Here is a 15,064-nt window from a genome sequence, read left to right on the forward strand (position 1 = left end):
GTCGGGCACATGTCCGTGGTGCCCGTGACTCCCGCGGTTCTCACGCGCTACCCCATTGGGATATCAGGATGCTCGAAGCCACCGTCAAGAAAATCCTCCAGGCCCGGGTCTATGAAGCCGCCCGGGAAACGCCGATTTCGCCGGCCCCCTTCCTCTCCCGCCGATTCAACAACCAGATCCTGATCAAGCGCGAGGACCTGCAACCGGTTCACTCCTTCAAGATTCGCGGCGCCTACAACTGCATGGCCCAACTGACCGACGAGCAGAAAGCCAAGGGCGTGATCGCCGCTTCGGCGGGCAATCACGCCCAGGGGCTGGCGATGGCCGCCAAGCAGATGGGCGTCAAGGCCGTGATCGTGATGCCGCGCATCACGCCGGAAATCAAGGTCCAGGCGGTGCGTGCCTGGGGGGCCAGGGTCGTGCTCAAGGGCGATGCCTTCGCCGCTGCCGCCGCCCACGCCCAGGAGTTGATCGAGGAGCACGGCTATACCTATATCCCGCCCTTCGACAATACCGATGTCATCGCCGGTCAGGGGACCGTTGCCATGGAGATCCTGCGGCAGCAGGCCGGGCGCCTGGATGCGATCTTCGTCCCGGTGGGAGGCGGGGGGCTGATTGCCGGCGTGGCCGCCTACGTCAAGTACCTGCGCCCGGAGATCAAGGTGATCGGCGTGGAGTCGGAGGACAGCGCCTGTCTCAAGGCCGCGCTGGAAAGCGGCGAACGCGTGACGCTCGACCAGGTCGGCGTCTTCGCCGAGGGCGTGGCCGTGGCGCAGATCGGCGAGGCGCCCTTCGCGATCATGCGTGACCTGGTGGATGATGTCATCACCGTCAACACCGACGAGATGTGCGCCGCGGTGAAGGACATCTTCGAGGAGACCCGGGCGGTGTCCGAGACCTCCGGGGCACTGTCGCTGGCGGGCCTCAAGAAGTACATCCAGTCGACCGGAGCCACCGGGGAGACGCTGGTGTGCATCAACTCGGGTGCCAACACCAACTTCGATCGCCTGCAGCACATCGCCGAGCGTACCGAGCTGGGCGAGCAGCGCGAGGCGATCCTGGCGGTCACCATTCCCGAGCGCCCCGGCAGTTTCAAGAAGTTCTGCCGGACCGTCGGCAAGCGCATGGTCACCGAGTTCAACTATCGCTATGCCGACCCCGAGCAGGCGCATATCTTCGTCGGCGTTCAGGTCAAGCCGGGCGGCGAGGATCGCCAGGCAGTGATCGACAAGCTGCGAGGTGCCGGCTACCCGGTGGAAGATCTCACCGACAACGAGCTGGCCAAGCTGCATATTCGTCATCTGGGAGGAGGACGTCCGCAGGAGCACTTCGAGGAGGAAGTGTATCGTTTCGAATTCCCCGAGCGTCCCGGCGCCCTGATGAATTTCCTGACCCACCTGCCCCAGGACTGGAACATTTCGCTGTTCCACTATCGCAATCATGGTGCCGCCTATGGACGCGTGCTGGTGGGCATGCAGGTGCCCAATGGCGATCATCGTCATGTCGAGGGGTACTTCGATGACATCGGGTATCGCTACTGGAAGGAAAGCGAGAACCCGGCATATCGGCTGTTCATGGCGTGATGCATGAAAAGTGAGCGCTGACTCACTTCAAGACGCCTGTCAGATCAACTTATTTCACGACTTTCCCGGGGATGGCGGTTGTCATGTCCGGGGCCTTCGGCTACTCTCACAGCCCGAAGGAACGCTGTCGTCGTCCCGATAATGTTTCCCGGAGATGGCGACAGCGTCGCCGGAGAAACGAGGTCGTTTTGAACATGATAACGGCAGAAACTGCTGGACGAACAGGGAGTCGACGATGAAGCGCAAGCCCGATCTGATCATGGTACTGGTGCTGCTGTTCAGCATCGCGGTCGTGGCGACCGGCTATGCGCAGGCGCTGGCGGGCAACTGATCGCGATTTTGTCCACCTGCTCCCATGAGATGAATGCCGAGGCGGCCGACGCGTAATGCATCGGCCGCCTTCTTCGTTGGAAGCGGCTTGATTCAGGGGCGCAGGATTCGGCGATCACTGACGATGGCGTCCAGGGGGACATCCCAGGGGGCTACCGGGAGCCGTTCGACGCGCTGGCAGTCGTGGGCCAGGCCGATCAGTCGAGGTCGGGGGCCGGGGCGACGGGTGAAAGCGAGGGTGCGATCGTAGAAGCCGCCTCCCATGCCGATACGCTGGCCATCATCGTCGAAGCCGACCAGCGGCATGAGGATGGCATCCAGGGTCCAGGCCGCCTGGCGTCGGGCGCGATGCGCGCCGTATCGAGTATCGGGTTCGGAGATGCCGAAGCGATTGGTCACCATGGGCGTGTCGCCATGGTAGTGGACGAACCACAGGGTATTGGGTGCCAGGGGGCGCAGTACCGGGAGATAGGCACGGGCCCCGCGTTTCGCGAGCCAGGGTAGCAGGGGGGTCGGGTCGATCTCGCCGTCGTTGGGCAGGTAAAGTGCCACGCGCCGGGCGCTGAAGATCTCCGGCAATCGTCGCAGGGAGCGGCACAGCCGCATGGCGGCGGCCTCCTGCTCGCGCCGGTCGAGTTCACGACGACGGCGCCGAAGTTCTCGCCGTAGTTCGCGTCGTGCCTGTGGTGCGGCGGTATCCTGCATGACGCTCATGATGAAGGAAGTTCCCCAGAGTGCCGCTGTCGTTCTGGCCCTTGAACCCATTGGTTCAAGGTGGGTGGCCGCAGTCGAACCGTCAGGCTTTCCGTCTCACGGACATGCACACGGGTCCGACTAGCTGTTGGCCCCCTGGGTAATGCGCATAGGCTCGAGGGACGATAACGACTGGCGGACACCCCAGGGAACGCTTTCTATCCTAGCAGAGCCGTCGGCCTGGCCAAAGGGAAGAATCCCCCTCAGGCCCCTTGACGACCGGGAGCATCGGCCAGCGCCTTCTCCAGGCGCTGGCTGAGTTCGCTCAGGCTCTGCTCGCCGGCGCGCTGTTCGTCCTGGGTCTCGAGCAGCTCGTTGGCAATGTTCAGGGCCGCCATGATGGCGACCCTCTCGCGGTCGACCACCTTGCCCTGGGCGTGGATGCCCTGCATGGCGCGGTCCAGATAACGTGCCGCGCGCTCGAGCTTGTCTTCCTCGTCCGGTGGACAGGCGATGACGTACTGCCGTTCCAGCAGGGTGATCTCGATGGTGGGCCGTGAAGAGTCGCTCATGGGTGCTCCGGAGGGCCGAGGGCGCGCCTCGGGGGGTCGATGCGTTAACATCGAGGGGAATACGAAGTTTCAGTCACTATAAGAGAGCCGTTCAAGCGCGGTCAACGCGCGCGGCCCCACCATGGATCGCGTCATGTCATTGATCAACGAACGCCAGGACTTTTCCACCATCGCCGATACCTTCCTGCTGCATGGCAGCATGCAGTCCCCGGCCTTCCTGGACGGCCGCCTGTGCGCCTCGCTGGCACTGCACGATCTCGATGCCGAAGGCTGGCTGGAGATGGTCTGCCTCAATCTGGGTGTCGAGCAGCCCAGGGACGAGCCATCCGCCGAGCGCCTGCTGGGTTGGCGACGCCAGACGCTGGAGGCCTTGTCCGCCGCGGAGATGAACTATGAGCCTCTTCTGCCCGATGAGCTGTTCTCGCTGGCGGAACGTGCCCAGGGCCTCCAGGAATGGACCCTGGGATTCCTCGAGGTGGTTCAGGATGCCGGCGACGGGCCACGCAAGGGCTGGTCGGAGTCGCTCAGGGAGGCCATCGACGACCTGGGCGGTCTGGCTGACATCGAGACCGACCTCGACGATAGCGCCGAGAACGAGAACGACCTGTTTGCGCTGACCGAGCATGCGAGGATGGCTGCCATGCTGCTCTATACCGAGCAGCATCCGGGCAAGCCGCAGGTGGAGCAGGTCGAGGAGCCGGGGCCGGCCCACTGAGGACATGCCGTTTCACGTTCTGCGCGAGTGCACCGCCATGTTGTAGCCGTCATCCCTGGCGGCTGCCTTGTGGGCCCGGCCAGGGACGGCTCGAATCCGCTTGCGGTTGCCCGAGTCTGATGCCCCTCGTCTCCCCCCCTTCACGCTTGACCCAGGAGTCGCCATGTCGACCGAAGCCGAGTGCCGCCCGCCTGCCATCAGCCTGGACGAGTATCGGAGGCGACGCCGTCGCCTCATGGATAACCTGCCGGCGGATGCCGCCGTGCTGCTGCTCGGCGCCTCCCTGGTCACACGTTCCCGTGACAGCGAGTTCCCGTTTCGCCAGGACAGCGACTTTCACTACCTGACCGGCTTTCCCGAACCGGATGCCCTGCTGCTGTTGCTGCCCGGTCGCACCGAAGGAGAATGCGTGCTGTTCTGCCAGGACCGTGATCCGTCGATGGAGGCATGGACGGGGTATCGTCTCGGTGCCGAAGGGGCCGTTCGTGCTCATGGTGTCGACCAGGCCTTCGAGAATGCCGAACGTGATGCTCGGCTGGTCGAGTTGCTGGCGGGGCGAGTCACGCTCTATCTACCCCTGGGCGACGCCTCGGCGCTGCATCTGGCGGAGCGGCTGCATGAGGCGCTGGGGGCTTGGTCCCGTCAGGGCGGGCAGGCCCTGCCTGGCCTTGCCGATGTGGCGCCGATGCTGCATGAGCAGCGCCTCGCCAAGAGCGACAACGAGGTCGCGCTGCTTCGCCATGCCGGCGACATTTCTGCCCATGCCCATCGACGGGCAATGCGAGCCTGCCGTGCGGGTCTCGCCGAATACCAGCTACAGGCCGAGCTGGAGCATGAGTTTCGCTGGCATGGAGGTAGCGGGCCGGCCTACGCCAGTATCGTCGCTGGCGGTCGCAACGCCGGTGTGCTGCACTACATTGATAATCGAGACCCCTTGCGTGACGGGGAGCTGGTGTTGGTCGACGCCGGTGTCGAATTCGATCTCTATGCCGGTGATATCACGCGGACCTTTCCGGTCAACGGGCGCTTCACGCCGGCGCAGCGGGCACTGTACGAGGTGGTGCTGGCGGCCCAGGAGCGGGCCATCGAGGCCGTGCACCCCGGTACTACCCTCGCGGCGATCCACCGAGGCGTGGTGAGGGATCTCGCCGCCGGCCTCGTGGCCCTGGGGATCCTGGCCGAGGATGGCGAGGAAACGCCCGAGGCGATCGTCGCACGCCGCTTCTATCCTCACGCCACCTCTCACTGGTTGGGGCTCGATGTTCACGATGTGGGCAGCTATCGCCCGAATGATGAGCCGCGAGCCCTGAGGCCGGGCATGGTGCTCACCATTGAACCCGGACTCTATCTGCCGGACGACGACGATCTGCCGGTGGTATTTCGCGGCATCGGCATTCGTATCGAGGACGATGTGGTCGTGACGCCCGAGGGGCATGAGGTGCTGACACGAGCGGTACCGAAACGGGTGGCTGATATCGAGGCCTTGATGGATGAAAAGTGATCGCTTCGCAAGTTCTCGAATCATCTTTTATGTAATGTACGTTATGAAATACTGGAGAGTCTCGCATGAGCGAATCGCCCTCGTCTGATACGCCACAGCGCGTGGATATCGCGATCGTCGGTGGTGGTCTGGTCGGCGCCAGCCTGGGGGCGGCGCTGGCGCCGCTGATGCGTGACCGGGGGCTGTCCGTGGCGGTGATCGAGGCGGCTCCCTTGCCCGATGGCCTGGATGCCCCCTGGCAACCGAGCTTCGATGCTCGGGCGAGCGCCATTTCCCGGGGCACGGCGAACCATTTCGATAACCTGGGCGTATGGTCGAAGATGGCCGAGCGGGCCTCTCCGATTCGCTGTATCCATGTCAGCGAGCAGGGCCGGCTGGGCACGACCCGGCTGCGTGCCGAGGAATTCGGCGAAGACGCCATGGGTCACGTGATTCCCAATGCCTGGGTGGGGCGTGTCCTGCATCGCCGACTCACCGAGTTGCCCCTGGCCTGGCACTGCCCGGCCCGTGTGGAAGGCATCCAGCCTCGGGCCGGGGGGCATCGACTGGCCCTCTCCGATGGCGCCTGCCTCGAGGCCGGCCTGACGGTGCTGGCCGATGGCGGTCGCTCGGGGCTCAAGGAGCGCCTCGGCATCGAGAGCCGGGAGCGCCCCTATGAGCAGGTTGCCGTGATCGCCACCGTAGCCCTCGACCGCCCGCACGATGGCATCGCCTACGAGCGTTTCACGGATTCCGGTCCCATCGCCTTGCTGCCCATGGCCGGGCAGCACATGGCATTGATCTGGACCTTTGCGGCCGGTCGCGAGCGAGACGCCCTGTCGCTGTCCGACGCCGATTTCCTGGCTCGCCTGCAAGCCACCTTCGGAGACCGGGCAGGACGCTTTCGCCGCGTCGGCAAGCGCCACGCCTATCCCCTCTCGCTGGTCACCGCCAGCGAGACGGTACGTCCGGGGCTGGCGGTGATGGGGAATGCGGCCCATGCCCTGCACCCCGTGGCCGGGCAGGGATTCAACCTGGCCCTGCGGGGCGTGATGGACCTGGTGGCCGCCATCGAGGCGGGCGTGGTGCGAGGCGATGCGCCGGGCGAGGCGGCCACCTTGAATGATTTCGAGGCGCGCCGCAGCGGGGATCGGGATAATGTGATCCGCTTCAGCGATGGCCTGGTGCGGTTGTTCGGTTTCGATCATCCGCTGTTGTCGCGAGCCCGGGCCGCCGGCCTGGTGGGGCTCAACCTGTTGGGGCCGCTGCGCCGCACGCTGGCCAGGCGGGCCATGGGAGTGGAGCGGTGATGACACCAGACGAGCGTGGAGAAGGGATGACATATGGTGGGTGACATGGCGGATCACGACGTGATCATCGTCGGCGGCGGCATGGTCGGTGCGACCCTGGCTTGCCTGCTGGGACAGGCCGGCGTGCCGGTGATGCTGCTGGATGCCGCCCCGTCGTCCGTGAACGCCGAGACGGCGGGGTGTGGCCCGGCAGACCTGCGGGTCAGTGCGCTCACGCCGGTTTCCCAGCGCCTGCTGGATGGCCTGGGTGTCTGGCCGTCGATGCGTGAGCGTCGTGTCACGCCCTACGGGCGCATGCGGGTCTGGGACGGCGAAGGCACCGGCGAGGTGAGCTTCTCCGCCGACCAGGCGGGCCTGCCGGTCCTCGGCCATATCGTCGAGAATGATGTCGTGGTGGCGGCCCTGGACGCGCGTCTGGCGGAGCTGCCGACGGTACGGCGGCGTTTCGCCGCTCGGGTCGCCGGACTCGAGAGGTCCGATGACGATCCGGTGTTGTGCCTGGAAAGTGGAGAAAGGCTGAGGGCGCCGCTGGTGGTGGCCGCCGATGGGGCGCGTTCGCCACTGAGGGAGATGGCCGGGATCGAGACCCGATCAGATGACACCGGCCAGGTGGCGCTGGTGACGTCGGTGCGTACCGAGCGCCCCCATGGAGGCGTGGCGCGGCAGGCCTTCCTGGCCGATGGCCCCCTGGCGTTTCTGCCGCTGACGCTGGACGGCGATGAGCGGCATTGCTCCATCGTCTGGTCGACGTCGCCGACCAAAACCGAGCGGTTGGCGGCGCTGTCGCCGGCATCGCTGGGGGCGGAGCTGGAGGCCGGCATCGGCGCCTGCCTGGGCCGGGTGACACCGACTGATCGCGCGGTGTGCCTGCCGCTGGCCCAGCGTCATGCTGAACGCTATACGCTGCCGGGGCTGGCGCTGGTGGGTGATGCCGCGCACAGTATCCATCCCCTGGCGGGTCAGGGGGCCAACCTGGGGATGATGGACGTGGCGGTGCTGGCCGAGGAATTGCTCGAGGCGCGGCGCCGCGGCATCGCCCCGGGCGATGAGGCCTGGCTGGCACGCTATGCGCGTCGTCGGCGCGGCGACAATGCCGCCATGCTATGCCTGATGGATGCGTTCCGGCTGCTCTTCGGGGCGCGCCATCCGGCCCTGACGCTGGCGCGTAATCTGGGGCTTGCCGGCGTCGACCGGCTGGGCCCCGTCAAGCGGCTGCTGATGCAGCAGGCGGCGGGGCAGCGAGGGCGCCTGCCCGCCGCCTGCCGCTGATCCCGCCTCGTCAGCGCTTGCGTTCCTCCAGCACATTCAGGGCCTTGAGCAGGTTCAGGGCTTCGCCGAGCTGGTAGTCGTCGCGCAGGCGGGCATTGAGTTCACCGTCTTCCGCGCCGTCGCCGTTGCCGACCAGATGGCCTTCCAGGTCGGCTTCGCGGACCTGCAGGCCATTGTCCTGGGCTACCTCGAGGCGACCGCGTACCACCTCGACATCGGGCTCGACTCCCTGGGCCTGGATGGAGCGACCACTCGGCGTGAAATAGCGTGCGGTGGTCAGCTTGAGCGCTTCGTCCTCACCCAGTGGCATGATCTGCTGCACCGACCCCTTGCCGAAACTATCGGTGCCCATCACCACGCCGCGTCGCTGATCCTGCAGGGCGCCGGCGACGATCTCCGCCGCCGAGGCGCTGCCACCATTGATCAGCACCACCAGCGGCACATCGGGCGCGGTGGTCTTGCGGTTGGCATAGAAGCTCAACTCGCTGTCGGCCAGCCGGCCTTCGGTGTAGACGATGCGGCCATCGTCGAGGAAGGCATCGGCCACGTCGACGGCAGCCTGGAGCACGCCGCCGGGGTTGTTGCGCAGATCCAGTACCAGCCCCTGCAGCGGGCCGTCCTCGTTCAATTCGTTCAGGGCGTCGATGACCTGCTCGCCGGTGCGGGTCTGGAACTGGCTGACCCGCAGGTAGCCGTAGCCCGGGGCCAGGGTGTCGCTTTTCACGCTCTGGGTACGAATGATCTCGCGCTCCAGGGTGACGTTGCGCGGCGTATCCTCGCCCTGGCGCATGATGGTCAGGCGGATCTCGGTCCCCGGGTCGCCGCGCATCAGCTCGACCGCCTCCTGCAGCGACAGGCCCTCGGTCGGGGTGTCGTCGATGCGCAGGATGGTGTCCTGGGCCTGGAGGCCGGCTTGCGAGGCGGGCGTGTCATCGATGGGGGTGATCACGGTGAGCTGACCGTCGCGCTTGCCGACCTCGATACCCACGCCGCCGAATTCGCCCTGGGTGGATTCGCGCAGACTCTCGTAGTCCTCGGCGTCGAGGTAGGTGGAGTGCGGGTCCAGTTCGCTCAACATGCCGCGCATGGCATTGCGCAGCAGGGTGGCGTCATCGACCTCCTCGACATAGGCGCGCTTGATGCGCTCGAACACCTCGGCGAAGGCCTGGATCTCGGCCACTGGCAGGTCGTCTTCCGTCTCGGGAGCGGCAACGGCGGGCAGCGGAGCGGCGAGCACGGCGATGGGCAGCAGTATCGCTCCCAGGCGGCGCCGAAGGGTGGGACTAAGGGACATGCGGTCTCTCGCGGTTCCAGTGGAGTAGGCCCAGCATAGCGTGGGCATGGCGGCCAAGAAAACACTGTCGCAAGGGGCTGTCGTTCCGGACATCTTCGCGGGGCTTATCGCTGGGCTACCCAGCCCTGGGGGTCGATCGGGTCGCCGGCACGACGTACCTCGAAATAGAGTCCCGGAGAGGACTGCCCGCCGGAAGCCCCCACCACGCCGATGGTCTGTCCCGTCTCGACGGCCGTGCCGACCCCGACGCTGAAGTGCTGCAAGTGGGCATGCAGCGTCATCACGCCATCGCCGTGATCGATGATCAGTAGATTGCCGAAGCCTCGCATCCAGTCGGCGAACACCACTCGGCCGGCATGTACCGCCTCGACCGGCGTGCCAGCCGCGGTGCGGATCAGCATGCCATTGCGGTGCACGCCGCGTCCCTGGTGGAATGCCGATGTCACCTGTCCCTGGACTGGCCAGGGGAGGTCGCCTCGTGTTTCGCCGATGGCGGTGGAAGGAGGCGGACGCTCCAGGCGAGCCAGTCGCTCCTGAACCTGCTGCAGCACCTGCTCGGCATGGGCCTGTTCCTGATCGAGGGCGGAAAGGCGCTCCTCCTTGGTGGCGTAGCGCTCGTCGAGCTTGGCCACCAGGGCCTCGCGTTCGTCCACCTGACTCGCCAGCTCGGCGCTGCGTTTTTCCAGATCGGCGGCCAGTTGTTCCAGCCGTTGCCCGCGCTCGTCCAGGGCCTGCTGGTTATCGTCCAGTGCCGTGTCCAGCCTGTCGAGTTCTTCCAGCCGGGCGTTGCGGGCGTCGGCGATATGGTTGAGGTAGGTCTGCAGGCGGTCCAGCCGACTCGGGTCGTCCTGGTTGAGCAGCAGCTTGAGCTGTGGCGTCAGACCGAGGCGGTAGAGGGCCTCGACCTGTTGCTCCAGGGCAGCGATCTGCTCCTGACGCTCGGCCTCCAGGCGTTCGCGCTCCTCTTCCAGTTCGATGACCTCGTCACGCAGCGCGCGACGCTGCGACTGGATGTCGTCGAGTCGACGGTGGGTCTCGGCCAGCGTCGTCTCGATCTCGCGCAGCGCCTCGCTGGCCTCGTCCCGGGCCTGACCGGTGGTCTCGAGCTCGCTTGAGACGTCCTGAATGCGCTCGCCGATGGCATCGAGCCGTTGCCGTGCTTCGTGCTCATCGGTGACGGCCATGGCCGGCGACATGGCCAGCCATAGCGTCAGGGGCAGCAGGTGGCGCGCGCTATGTCGCCGTGAGAATGCCCGTCTCACTGGGGGGCGATCAGAATCCGGCCGGTCATCTCGTCGGGTACCGGCTGGTCCATCATTGCCAACAGCGTCGGCGCGAGGTCGCACAGGCTGCCATCGTCGAGGAGCCGAAGGGGACGCTCGCCGACATGGACCAGCGGCACCTGGAAGGTGGTGTGGGCGGTCTGCGGCGCACCGGTCTCGGGGTGCACCATCTGCTCGGCGTTGCCGTGGTCGGCGGTGATCAGGCAGGCACCGCCGGCCTTCTCCATGGCCTCGACCACCCGCCCGACACAGGCATCCACGGCCTCGATGGCGGCCACGGCGGCATCGAAGTCACCGGTATGACCGACCATGTCGCCGTTGGCATAGTTGCACACGATCAGGTCGAAATCGTCGGATTCGATGGCGCCGACCAGGCGGTCGGTGACCTCCACGGCACTCATCTCGGGCTTCTCGTCATAGGTCTTCACGTCCTGGGGCGAAGGTACCAGGATCCGGGTTTCGCCCTTGAATTCGGCTTCGCGACCGCCGGAGAAGAAGAAGGTGACGTGAGCATACTTTTCGGTCTCGGCGATCCGCAGCTGGGTGAGGTCGCGCTGCTCCATCACTTCGCCCAGGGTGTTGGGCAGATCGGCCGGCGGGAAGGCGGCTGGTGCCGGAATGTCGGCGGCATACTGGGTCATGGTCACCAGGCTGCCATTGGCCAGCCGGGGCCGGGCCTGGCGCTCGAAACCCTCGAAATCGTCCTCGACGAAGGCGCGGGTCAGTTCTCTGGCTCGGTCGGCGCGGAAGTTCATGAACAGTGCGGCGTCGCCGTCGTCCATGGTGACCGGCATGCCGTCGGGGGCAATGGCGGTGGATGTGACGAACTCGTCGGTCTCGTCACGCTCGTAGGCGGCCTGCAGGCCGGCCTCGGCGCTGGCTGCCCGATAGTCGCCGTGCCCTTCGGTGACCAGGCGGTAGGCCTGTTCGACACGCGACCAGCGGTTATCGCGATCCATGGCGAAATAGCGGCCGATCAGCGAGGCGACGAAGCCATTGTCGGCGCCGACCAGGTCGGCCAGCTTGGCGTTGGCGCGCTCGATGGAGGCCAGGGCGCTTTTCGGAGCGGTGTCGCGGCCATCGAGGAAGCCGTGCAGGTAGATGCGCCTGGCGCCACGCTGGGCGGCCAGTTCGGCCATGGCCAGGATGTGGTCCTCGTGACTGTGCACACCGCCCGGTGACAGCAGGCCCAGCAGGTGAACCGCCTTGCCGGCGCTCACGGCAGCGTCGATGGCGTCGGTCAGGATGGCATTGTCGGCCAGCTCGTCGTCCTCGATGGCCTTGGTGATGCGCGTGAAGTCCTGATAGACGATACGTCCGGCCCCGAGGTTCATGTGGCCGACCTCCGAGTTGCCCATCTGGCCATCCGGCAGGCCCACGAAGCGTCCATCGGTATGCAGCAGGGCATGGGGCCGTTCTTTCCAGAGGCGGTCCATTACCGGGGTACGCGCGGCCTGGACCGCATTGTGGGCGGCATCCGGGTTATGGCCGTAGCCGTCGAGGATGATCAGTGCCACCGGGCGTGGCGTGGGGGTCGAAGTATCGGTCATGGAGAGGCCTCGTAGTGAAGAAGCGATGGGGGCGACACCTTGCAGGCCATCGGGGAAACGCTGCAGATATCGCCGAGCGCACGGAGAGCACGACATGACGGAGTATTCATCGAGCTTCCGAGCCACACATGGCGCAGCGCTTCACTCGCACCGGCTTTTCAACCGTGTTGCCTTGGTGGGGTCGCGACTTGCCACTGCATACGGCATCATATCGCACGGGTCCACCGGGCGTCATTTTGGCCGTCCTCGGTCGGGGCCTGCATCATGTATACTGGGCGCCGCCGGCGGTTGCCGGCCCGTTCACCGTGCACCCGAAGAAGAGTTACTCCAAGCCATGATCGATCAGCTGTTCGAATTCGTGCAGAACCATCCGCTGCTGGTGGGCGCCTTCCTGCTGGTGTTGCTCGCCTGGGTCCTCTACGAGGTCCGCAATAGCGGCGCCAACGGCGTGACCACCAGCGAGGCCACCCAGCTGGTCAATCGTGAGGACGCCGTGGTGCTCGACATCCGCGAGGCCAAGGACTTCAAGGCAGGCCATATCGCCGGCGCGCGCAATATTCCCCAGAGCCGGGTCGATGACCGCCTCGCCGAGCTCGACAAGTTCAAGGACAAGCCGGTCATCGTGGTCTGCAAGCACGGCCAGAGTTCCGGTGCCGTTCAGGGCAAGCTGGCCAAGGCCGGCTTCGAGCGTGCGCTCAAGCTCAAGGGCGGCATGACCCAGTGGCAGACCGATGGCCTGCCGCTGGTCAAGAAGTGACACGCCGGTTTCTCCTATTCTCTACTTAACGTAAAGGACGCATTTCCATGGCGGAAGACAACAATCAGGGCAGCGGCGCCAACGGCCAGGCCGCCGGCCAGCAGGACAAGCCGCAGGTACAGTTCGCCCTGCAGCGTATCTACATCAAGGATCTCTCCTTCGAGGCCCCGAACTCTCCGGCCGTGTTCCAGCAGCCGTTCAAGCCCAAGGTTGGCCTGGACCTGGACACGACCCACCAGAAGATCGGCGAGGACCTCTACGAAGTGGTCGTCAAGGTGACCGCCCAGGTGACGCACAGCGAGGAAGGCACGACCTCCTTCCTGGCCGAGGTCGAGCAGGCCGGCATGTTCCGCATCGGCGGCCTGGAGGGCGATCAACTGGATCATACCCTGGGCGCGTTCTGCCCCAACGTGCTGTTCCCCTATGCCCGCGAGTGCGTCGATAACCTGGTCAACCGCGGTGGCTTCCCGCCGTTGATGCTGGCGCCGGTGAACTTCGAGGCGATCTACGCCCAGCGCAAGCAGCGCGAGGCCCAGCAGCAGCAGGGCGAGCAGGCGACGCAGTAACGCCCGCGAAGGTGGCCATCAGCAAGAGCATGCACAGCCTATGGCGATGAAAGCCCCTCGCATCCACGTCGCTACCGAGCTGGCGGCCGGCGGCGATATCGTGCTGCCCGAGGGGGCGGCGCGTCACGTGGCGAGGGTGCTGCGTCTAGGGCCCGGTGCGTCGGTCACCGTGTTCGACGGTCGAGGCAACGAGGCCGAGGCGGTCCTGTCCGAGACCGGCCGGAAGCGCGTGGTGGCACGGGTCGAGCGCGTTGTCGCCGGGCGCGGCGAGTCGCCTCTGGCCGTGCACCTGGGGCAGGCCATCTCCAAGGGCGACCGCATGGACTATGCCATTCAGAAGGCCGTGGAGCTGGGCGTCGCCGAGATCACGCCGCTCTATACCGAGCATGGTGACGTGCGTCTCAAGGGCGAGCGCGAGGCCAGGAAACTGGCCCACTGGCAGGCAGTTGCGGCCAGTGCCTGCGAACAGTGCGGTCGTGCTACCCTGCCGCCGGTGCATCCACCCCGCAGCGTGGCCGAGTGGCTGGCCGAGCGTGGCGAACCCCTTCGCCTGGTGCTGCATCCCGGCACGCCCGGTGTGCTCGACCGGCGCGACGCTCCCGCCCGTGCGGCGTTGCTGATCGGCCCCGAGGGGGGGCTGTCCTCTGCCGAGGTGGATGCCGCCGCCGATGCTGGTTTCGCCTCCTTGACTCTCGGTCCGCGCATCCTGCGTACCGAGACCGCCCCGGTGGTCGCCCTGAGCCTGCTGCAGGATCGCTTCGGGGACCTGTAGCCACTGGTCGGCCTCGCCCCCATAATGACCGTACATCCTTCCGGAAGACTCGCATGTCCGATTATCGAGAGCGTCGCGCTGGCCATTCCCGCCGCGAGCCCATGCGCCGTGCCCGCGAGCCCCGGGTGAACATCGGCGAGGCCGCCTACCTGCCGGTGGTGACGGTCAACGAGACCGGGGCCTTCCTCGACTGGGGACATGCCCGCGATCTCCTGCTGCCCTTTGGTGAGCAGCGTTTTCGTCCCACGGTGGGCCGTCGCGTGCTGGTGATGATCCTCGAGGACGCACGCGGTCGACCTTTCGCCTCCCAGCGTCTCGACCGCTACTTGTCCGATCATGCCGAGGGCCTGGCGGCAGGCGATGCCGTGGCGCTGGTCATCGCCGATCAGACCGACCTGGGTTACAAGGCGGTGGTGGACGGCCGTTTCTGGGGACTGCTGTATCGCGATGACGTGACCCGGCCGCTGCGTCGTGGCCAGCGCCTGGAGGGTCACGTGAAGCGGGTCCGCGAAGACGGCCGCCTGGATCTGTCGCTGTTGCCGACCGGCTCGGCGCGGCTCGATGTGGTGGGCGAGGCGGTGCTCAAGGCGCTGCGCGAGAGCGGCGGGTACCTGCCGCTTGGCGACAAGAGCTCGGCCGACGAGATCAAGGCGCGACTGGGCGTCAGCAAGAATGCCTTCAAGCAGGCCATCGGCCGGCTCTACAAGCAGGGGATCGTCACCCTGGAGCCGACGGGTATCCGCCTGGTGCCTGGCAGGGATCAGGATTCTCACGGAGCCCCGTAGCGAAGCGCGCCGGGGGCAGGCCGTAAAGGAGGTCCGACGCCAGTGACGGCGTCGGTAGCGCCCAGGGATGGGTTTACAGCGCCTCCTTGAAGGCCTGCCGACGGA

At 66.3% G+C, this 15,064-nt stretch carries 14 protein-coding genes and 1 other RNA gene; 9 read left to right on the plus strand and 6 right to left on the minus strand.

The genetic code is table 11. The features are described from left to right. Positions 1–68 precede the first annotated feature (68 nt). Positions 69–1,583: a threonine ammonia-lyase, biosynthetic gene (ilvA, locus tag LU493_RS12420; protein ID WP_275288098.1), complete on the plus strand. Its 1,515-nt coding sequence runs from the start codon at positions 69–71 to the stop codon at positions 1,581–1,583. Between the two features lie 423 nt (positions 1,584–2,006). Here the strand turns inward: ilvA and LU493_RS12425 are convergent, their stop codons facing one another. The 3 genes from LU493_RS12425 to LU493_RS12435 all read right to left on the minus strand — a co-directional run bounded on the left by LU493_RS12425 (position 2,007) and on the right by LU493_RS12435 (position 3,178). Further along, on the minus strand, positions 2,007–2,627 hold the full coding sequence (locus tag LU493_RS12425; protein ID WP_275288099.1) for a 5-formyltetrahydrofolate cyclo-ligase: 621 nt from the start codon (positions 2,625–2,627) through the stop codon (positions 2,007–2,009). Positions 2,628–2,635: 8 nt separating this feature from the next. Continuing rightward, positions 2,636–2,820, minus strand: a non-coding RNA gene (gene ssrS, locus LU493_RS12430) — 6S RNA. A 49-nt stretch (positions 2,821–2,869) separates the two neighbouring features. Further along, complete coding sequence (locus LU493_RS12435) at positions 2,870–3,178, minus strand: cell division protein ZapA (RefSeq protein ID WP_275288100.1); 309 nt, start codon at positions 3,176–3,178, stop codon at positions 2,870–2,872. A 133-nt stretch (positions 3,179–3,311) separates the two neighbouring features. Here LU493_RS12435 and LU493_RS12440 point away from each other — a divergent pair, with 133 nt between their 5' ends. The 4 genes from LU493_RS12440 to LU493_RS12455 all read left to right on the plus strand — a co-directional run bounded on the left by LU493_RS12440 (position 3,312) and on the right by LU493_RS12455 (position 7,952). Further along, positions 3,312–3,893, plus strand: coding sequence for a UPF0149 family protein (locus LU493_RS12440; protein WP_275288101.1), 582 nt, complete (start codon positions 3,312–3,314; stop codon positions 3,891–3,893). A gap of 163 nt (positions 3,894–4,056) precedes the next feature. Then, the gene (gene pepP, locus LU493_RS12445; protein ID WP_275288102.1) at positions 4,057–5,394 is read left to right on the plus strand and encodes a Xaa-Pro aminopeptidase; all 1,338 of its coding nucleotides are present in this window, start codon (positions 4,057–4,059) and stop codon (positions 5,392–5,394) included. 65 nt (positions 5,395–5,459) lie between these two features. Next, complete coding sequence (ubiH, locus tag LU493_RS12450) at positions 5,460–6,683, plus strand: 2-octaprenyl-6-methoxyphenyl hydroxylase (protein WP_275288103.1); 1,224 nt, start codon at positions 5,460–5,462, stop codon at positions 6,681–6,683. Between the two features lie 45 nt (positions 6,684–6,728). After that, positions 6,729–7,952, plus strand: a complete 1,224-nt coding sequence (locus LU493_RS12455; protein ID WP_275288104.1) for a UbiH/UbiF/VisC/COQ6 family ubiquinone biosynthesis hydroxylase — start codon at positions 6,729–6,731, stop codon at positions 7,950–7,952. 10 nt (positions 7,953–7,962) lie between these two features. On the opposite strand, the gene LU493_RS12460 is transcribed toward LU493_RS12455, so the two are convergent. The 3 genes from LU493_RS12460 to gpmI all read right to left on the minus strand — a co-directional run bounded on the left by LU493_RS12460 (position 7,963) and on the right by gpmI (position 12,079). Further along, positions 7,963–9,246 carry a S41 family peptidase gene (locus LU493_RS12460; protein ID WP_275288105.1) on the minus strand — a complete coding sequence of 428 codons (1,284 nt, stop codon included), beginning with the start codon at positions 9,244–9,246 and terminating at the stop codon, positions 7,963–7,965. A gap of 104 nt (positions 9,247–9,350) precedes the next feature. Then, positions 9,351–10,592 carry a murein hydrolase activator EnvC family protein gene (locus LU493_RS12465; RefSeq protein WP_275288106.1) on the minus strand — a complete coding sequence of 414 codons (1,242 nt, stop codon included), beginning with the start codon at positions 10,590–10,592 and terminating at the stop codon, positions 9,351–9,353. Then, a complete protein-coding gene (gpmI, locus tag LU493_RS12470; protein ID WP_275288107.1) occupies positions 10,505–12,079 on the minus strand; it encodes a 2,3-bisphosphoglycerate-independent phosphoglycerate mutase in 1,575 nt (524 codons plus the stop codon). The genes LU493_RS12465 and gpmI overlap by 88 nt, the downstream gene beginning before the upstream one ends. A gap of 334 nt (positions 12,080–12,413) precedes the next feature. Between gpmI and LU493_RS12475 the strand changes: the two genes are divergently transcribed. From LU493_RS12475 to LU493_RS12490, 4 genes are all read left to right on the plus strand, one after another. Beyond that, positions 12,414–12,836 carry a rhodanese-like domain-containing protein gene (locus LU493_RS12475; protein WP_275288108.1) on the plus strand — a complete coding sequence of 141 codons (423 nt, stop codon included), beginning with the start codon at positions 12,414–12,416 and terminating at the stop codon, positions 12,834–12,836. Positions 12,837–12,883: 47 nt separating this feature from the next. Beyond that, a complete protein-coding gene (secB, locus tag LU493_RS12480; RefSeq protein WP_275288109.1) occupies positions 12,884–13,402 on the plus strand; it encodes a protein-export chaperone SecB in 519 nt (172 codons plus the stop codon). 40 nt (positions 13,403–13,442) lie between these two features. Next, positions 13,443–14,174: a 16S rRNA (uracil(1498)-N(3))-methyltransferase gene (locus tag LU493_RS12485; RefSeq protein WP_275288110.1), complete on the plus strand. Its 732-nt coding sequence runs from the start codon at positions 13,443–13,445 to the stop codon at positions 14,172–14,174. Between the two features lie 101 nt (positions 14,175–14,275). Beyond that, a complete protein-coding gene (locus tag LU493_RS12490) occupies positions 14,276–14,959 on the plus strand; it encodes a CvfB family protein (RefSeq protein WP_275288129.1) in 684 nt (227 codons plus the stop codon). Positions 14,960–15,064: the final 105 nt, after the last annotated feature.

Source organism: Halomonas elongata, assembly GCF_029081005.1.
Classification (GTDB): domain Bacteria; phylum Pseudomonadota; class Gammaproteobacteria; order Pseudomonadales; family Halomonadaceae; genus Halomonas; species Halomonas elongata_B.

What these genes read in the sequence shown, in the direction of transcription:
- ubiH (WP_275288103.1), top strand. Translation starts at nt 5,460, where the DNA reads ATGAGCGAATCGCCCTCGTCTGATACGCCACAGCGCGTGGATATCGCG.
- LU493_RS12435 (WP_275288100.1), bottom strand. Translation starts at nt 3,178, where the DNA reads ATGAGCGACTCTTCACGGCCCACCATCGAGATCACCCTGCTGGAACGG.
- LU493_RS12475 (WP_275288108.1), top strand. Translation starts at nt 12,414, where the DNA reads ATGATCGATCAGCTGTTCGAATTCGTGCAGAACCATCCGCTGCTGGTG.
- LU493_RS12485 (WP_275288110.1), top strand. Translation starts at nt 13,443, where the DNA reads ATGGCGATGAAAGCCCCTCGCATCCACGTCGCTACCGAGCTGGCGGCC.
- secB (WP_275288109.1), top strand. Translation starts at nt 12,884, where the DNA reads ATGGCGGAAGACAACAATCAGGGCAGCGGCGCCAACGGCCAGGCCGCC.
- LU493_RS12425 (WP_275288099.1), bottom strand. Translation starts at nt 2,627, where the DNA reads ATGAGCGTCATGCAGGATACCGCCGCACCACAGGCACGACGCGAACTA.
- gpmI (WP_275288107.1), bottom strand. Translation starts at nt 12,079, where the DNA reads ATGACCGATACTTCGACCCCCACGCCACGCCCGGTGGCACTGATCATC.
- LU493_RS12490 (WP_275288129.1), top strand. Translation starts at nt 14,276, where the DNA reads ATGCGCCGTGCCCGCGAGCCCCGGGTGAACATCGGCGAGGCCGCCTAC.
- LU493_RS12460 (WP_275288105.1), bottom strand. Translation starts at nt 9,246, where the DNA reads ATGTCCCTTAGTCCCACCCTTCGGCGCCGCCTGGGAGCGATACTGCTG.
- ilvA (WP_275288098.1), top strand. Translation starts at nt 69, where the DNA reads ATGCTCGAAGCCACCGTCAAGAAAATCCTCCAGGCCCGGGTCTATGAA.
- LU493_RS12455 (WP_275288104.1), top strand. Translation starts at nt 6,729, where the DNA reads ATGGCGGATCACGACGTGATCATCGTCGGCGGCGGCATGGTCGGTGCG.
- LU493_RS12440 (WP_275288101.1), top strand. Translation starts at nt 3,312, where the DNA reads ATGTCATTGATCAACGAACGCCAGGACTTTTCCACCATCGCCGATACC.
- pepP (WP_275288102.1), top strand. Translation starts at nt 4,057, where the DNA reads ATGTCGACCGAAGCCGAGTGCCGCCCGCCTGCCATCAGCCTGGACGAG.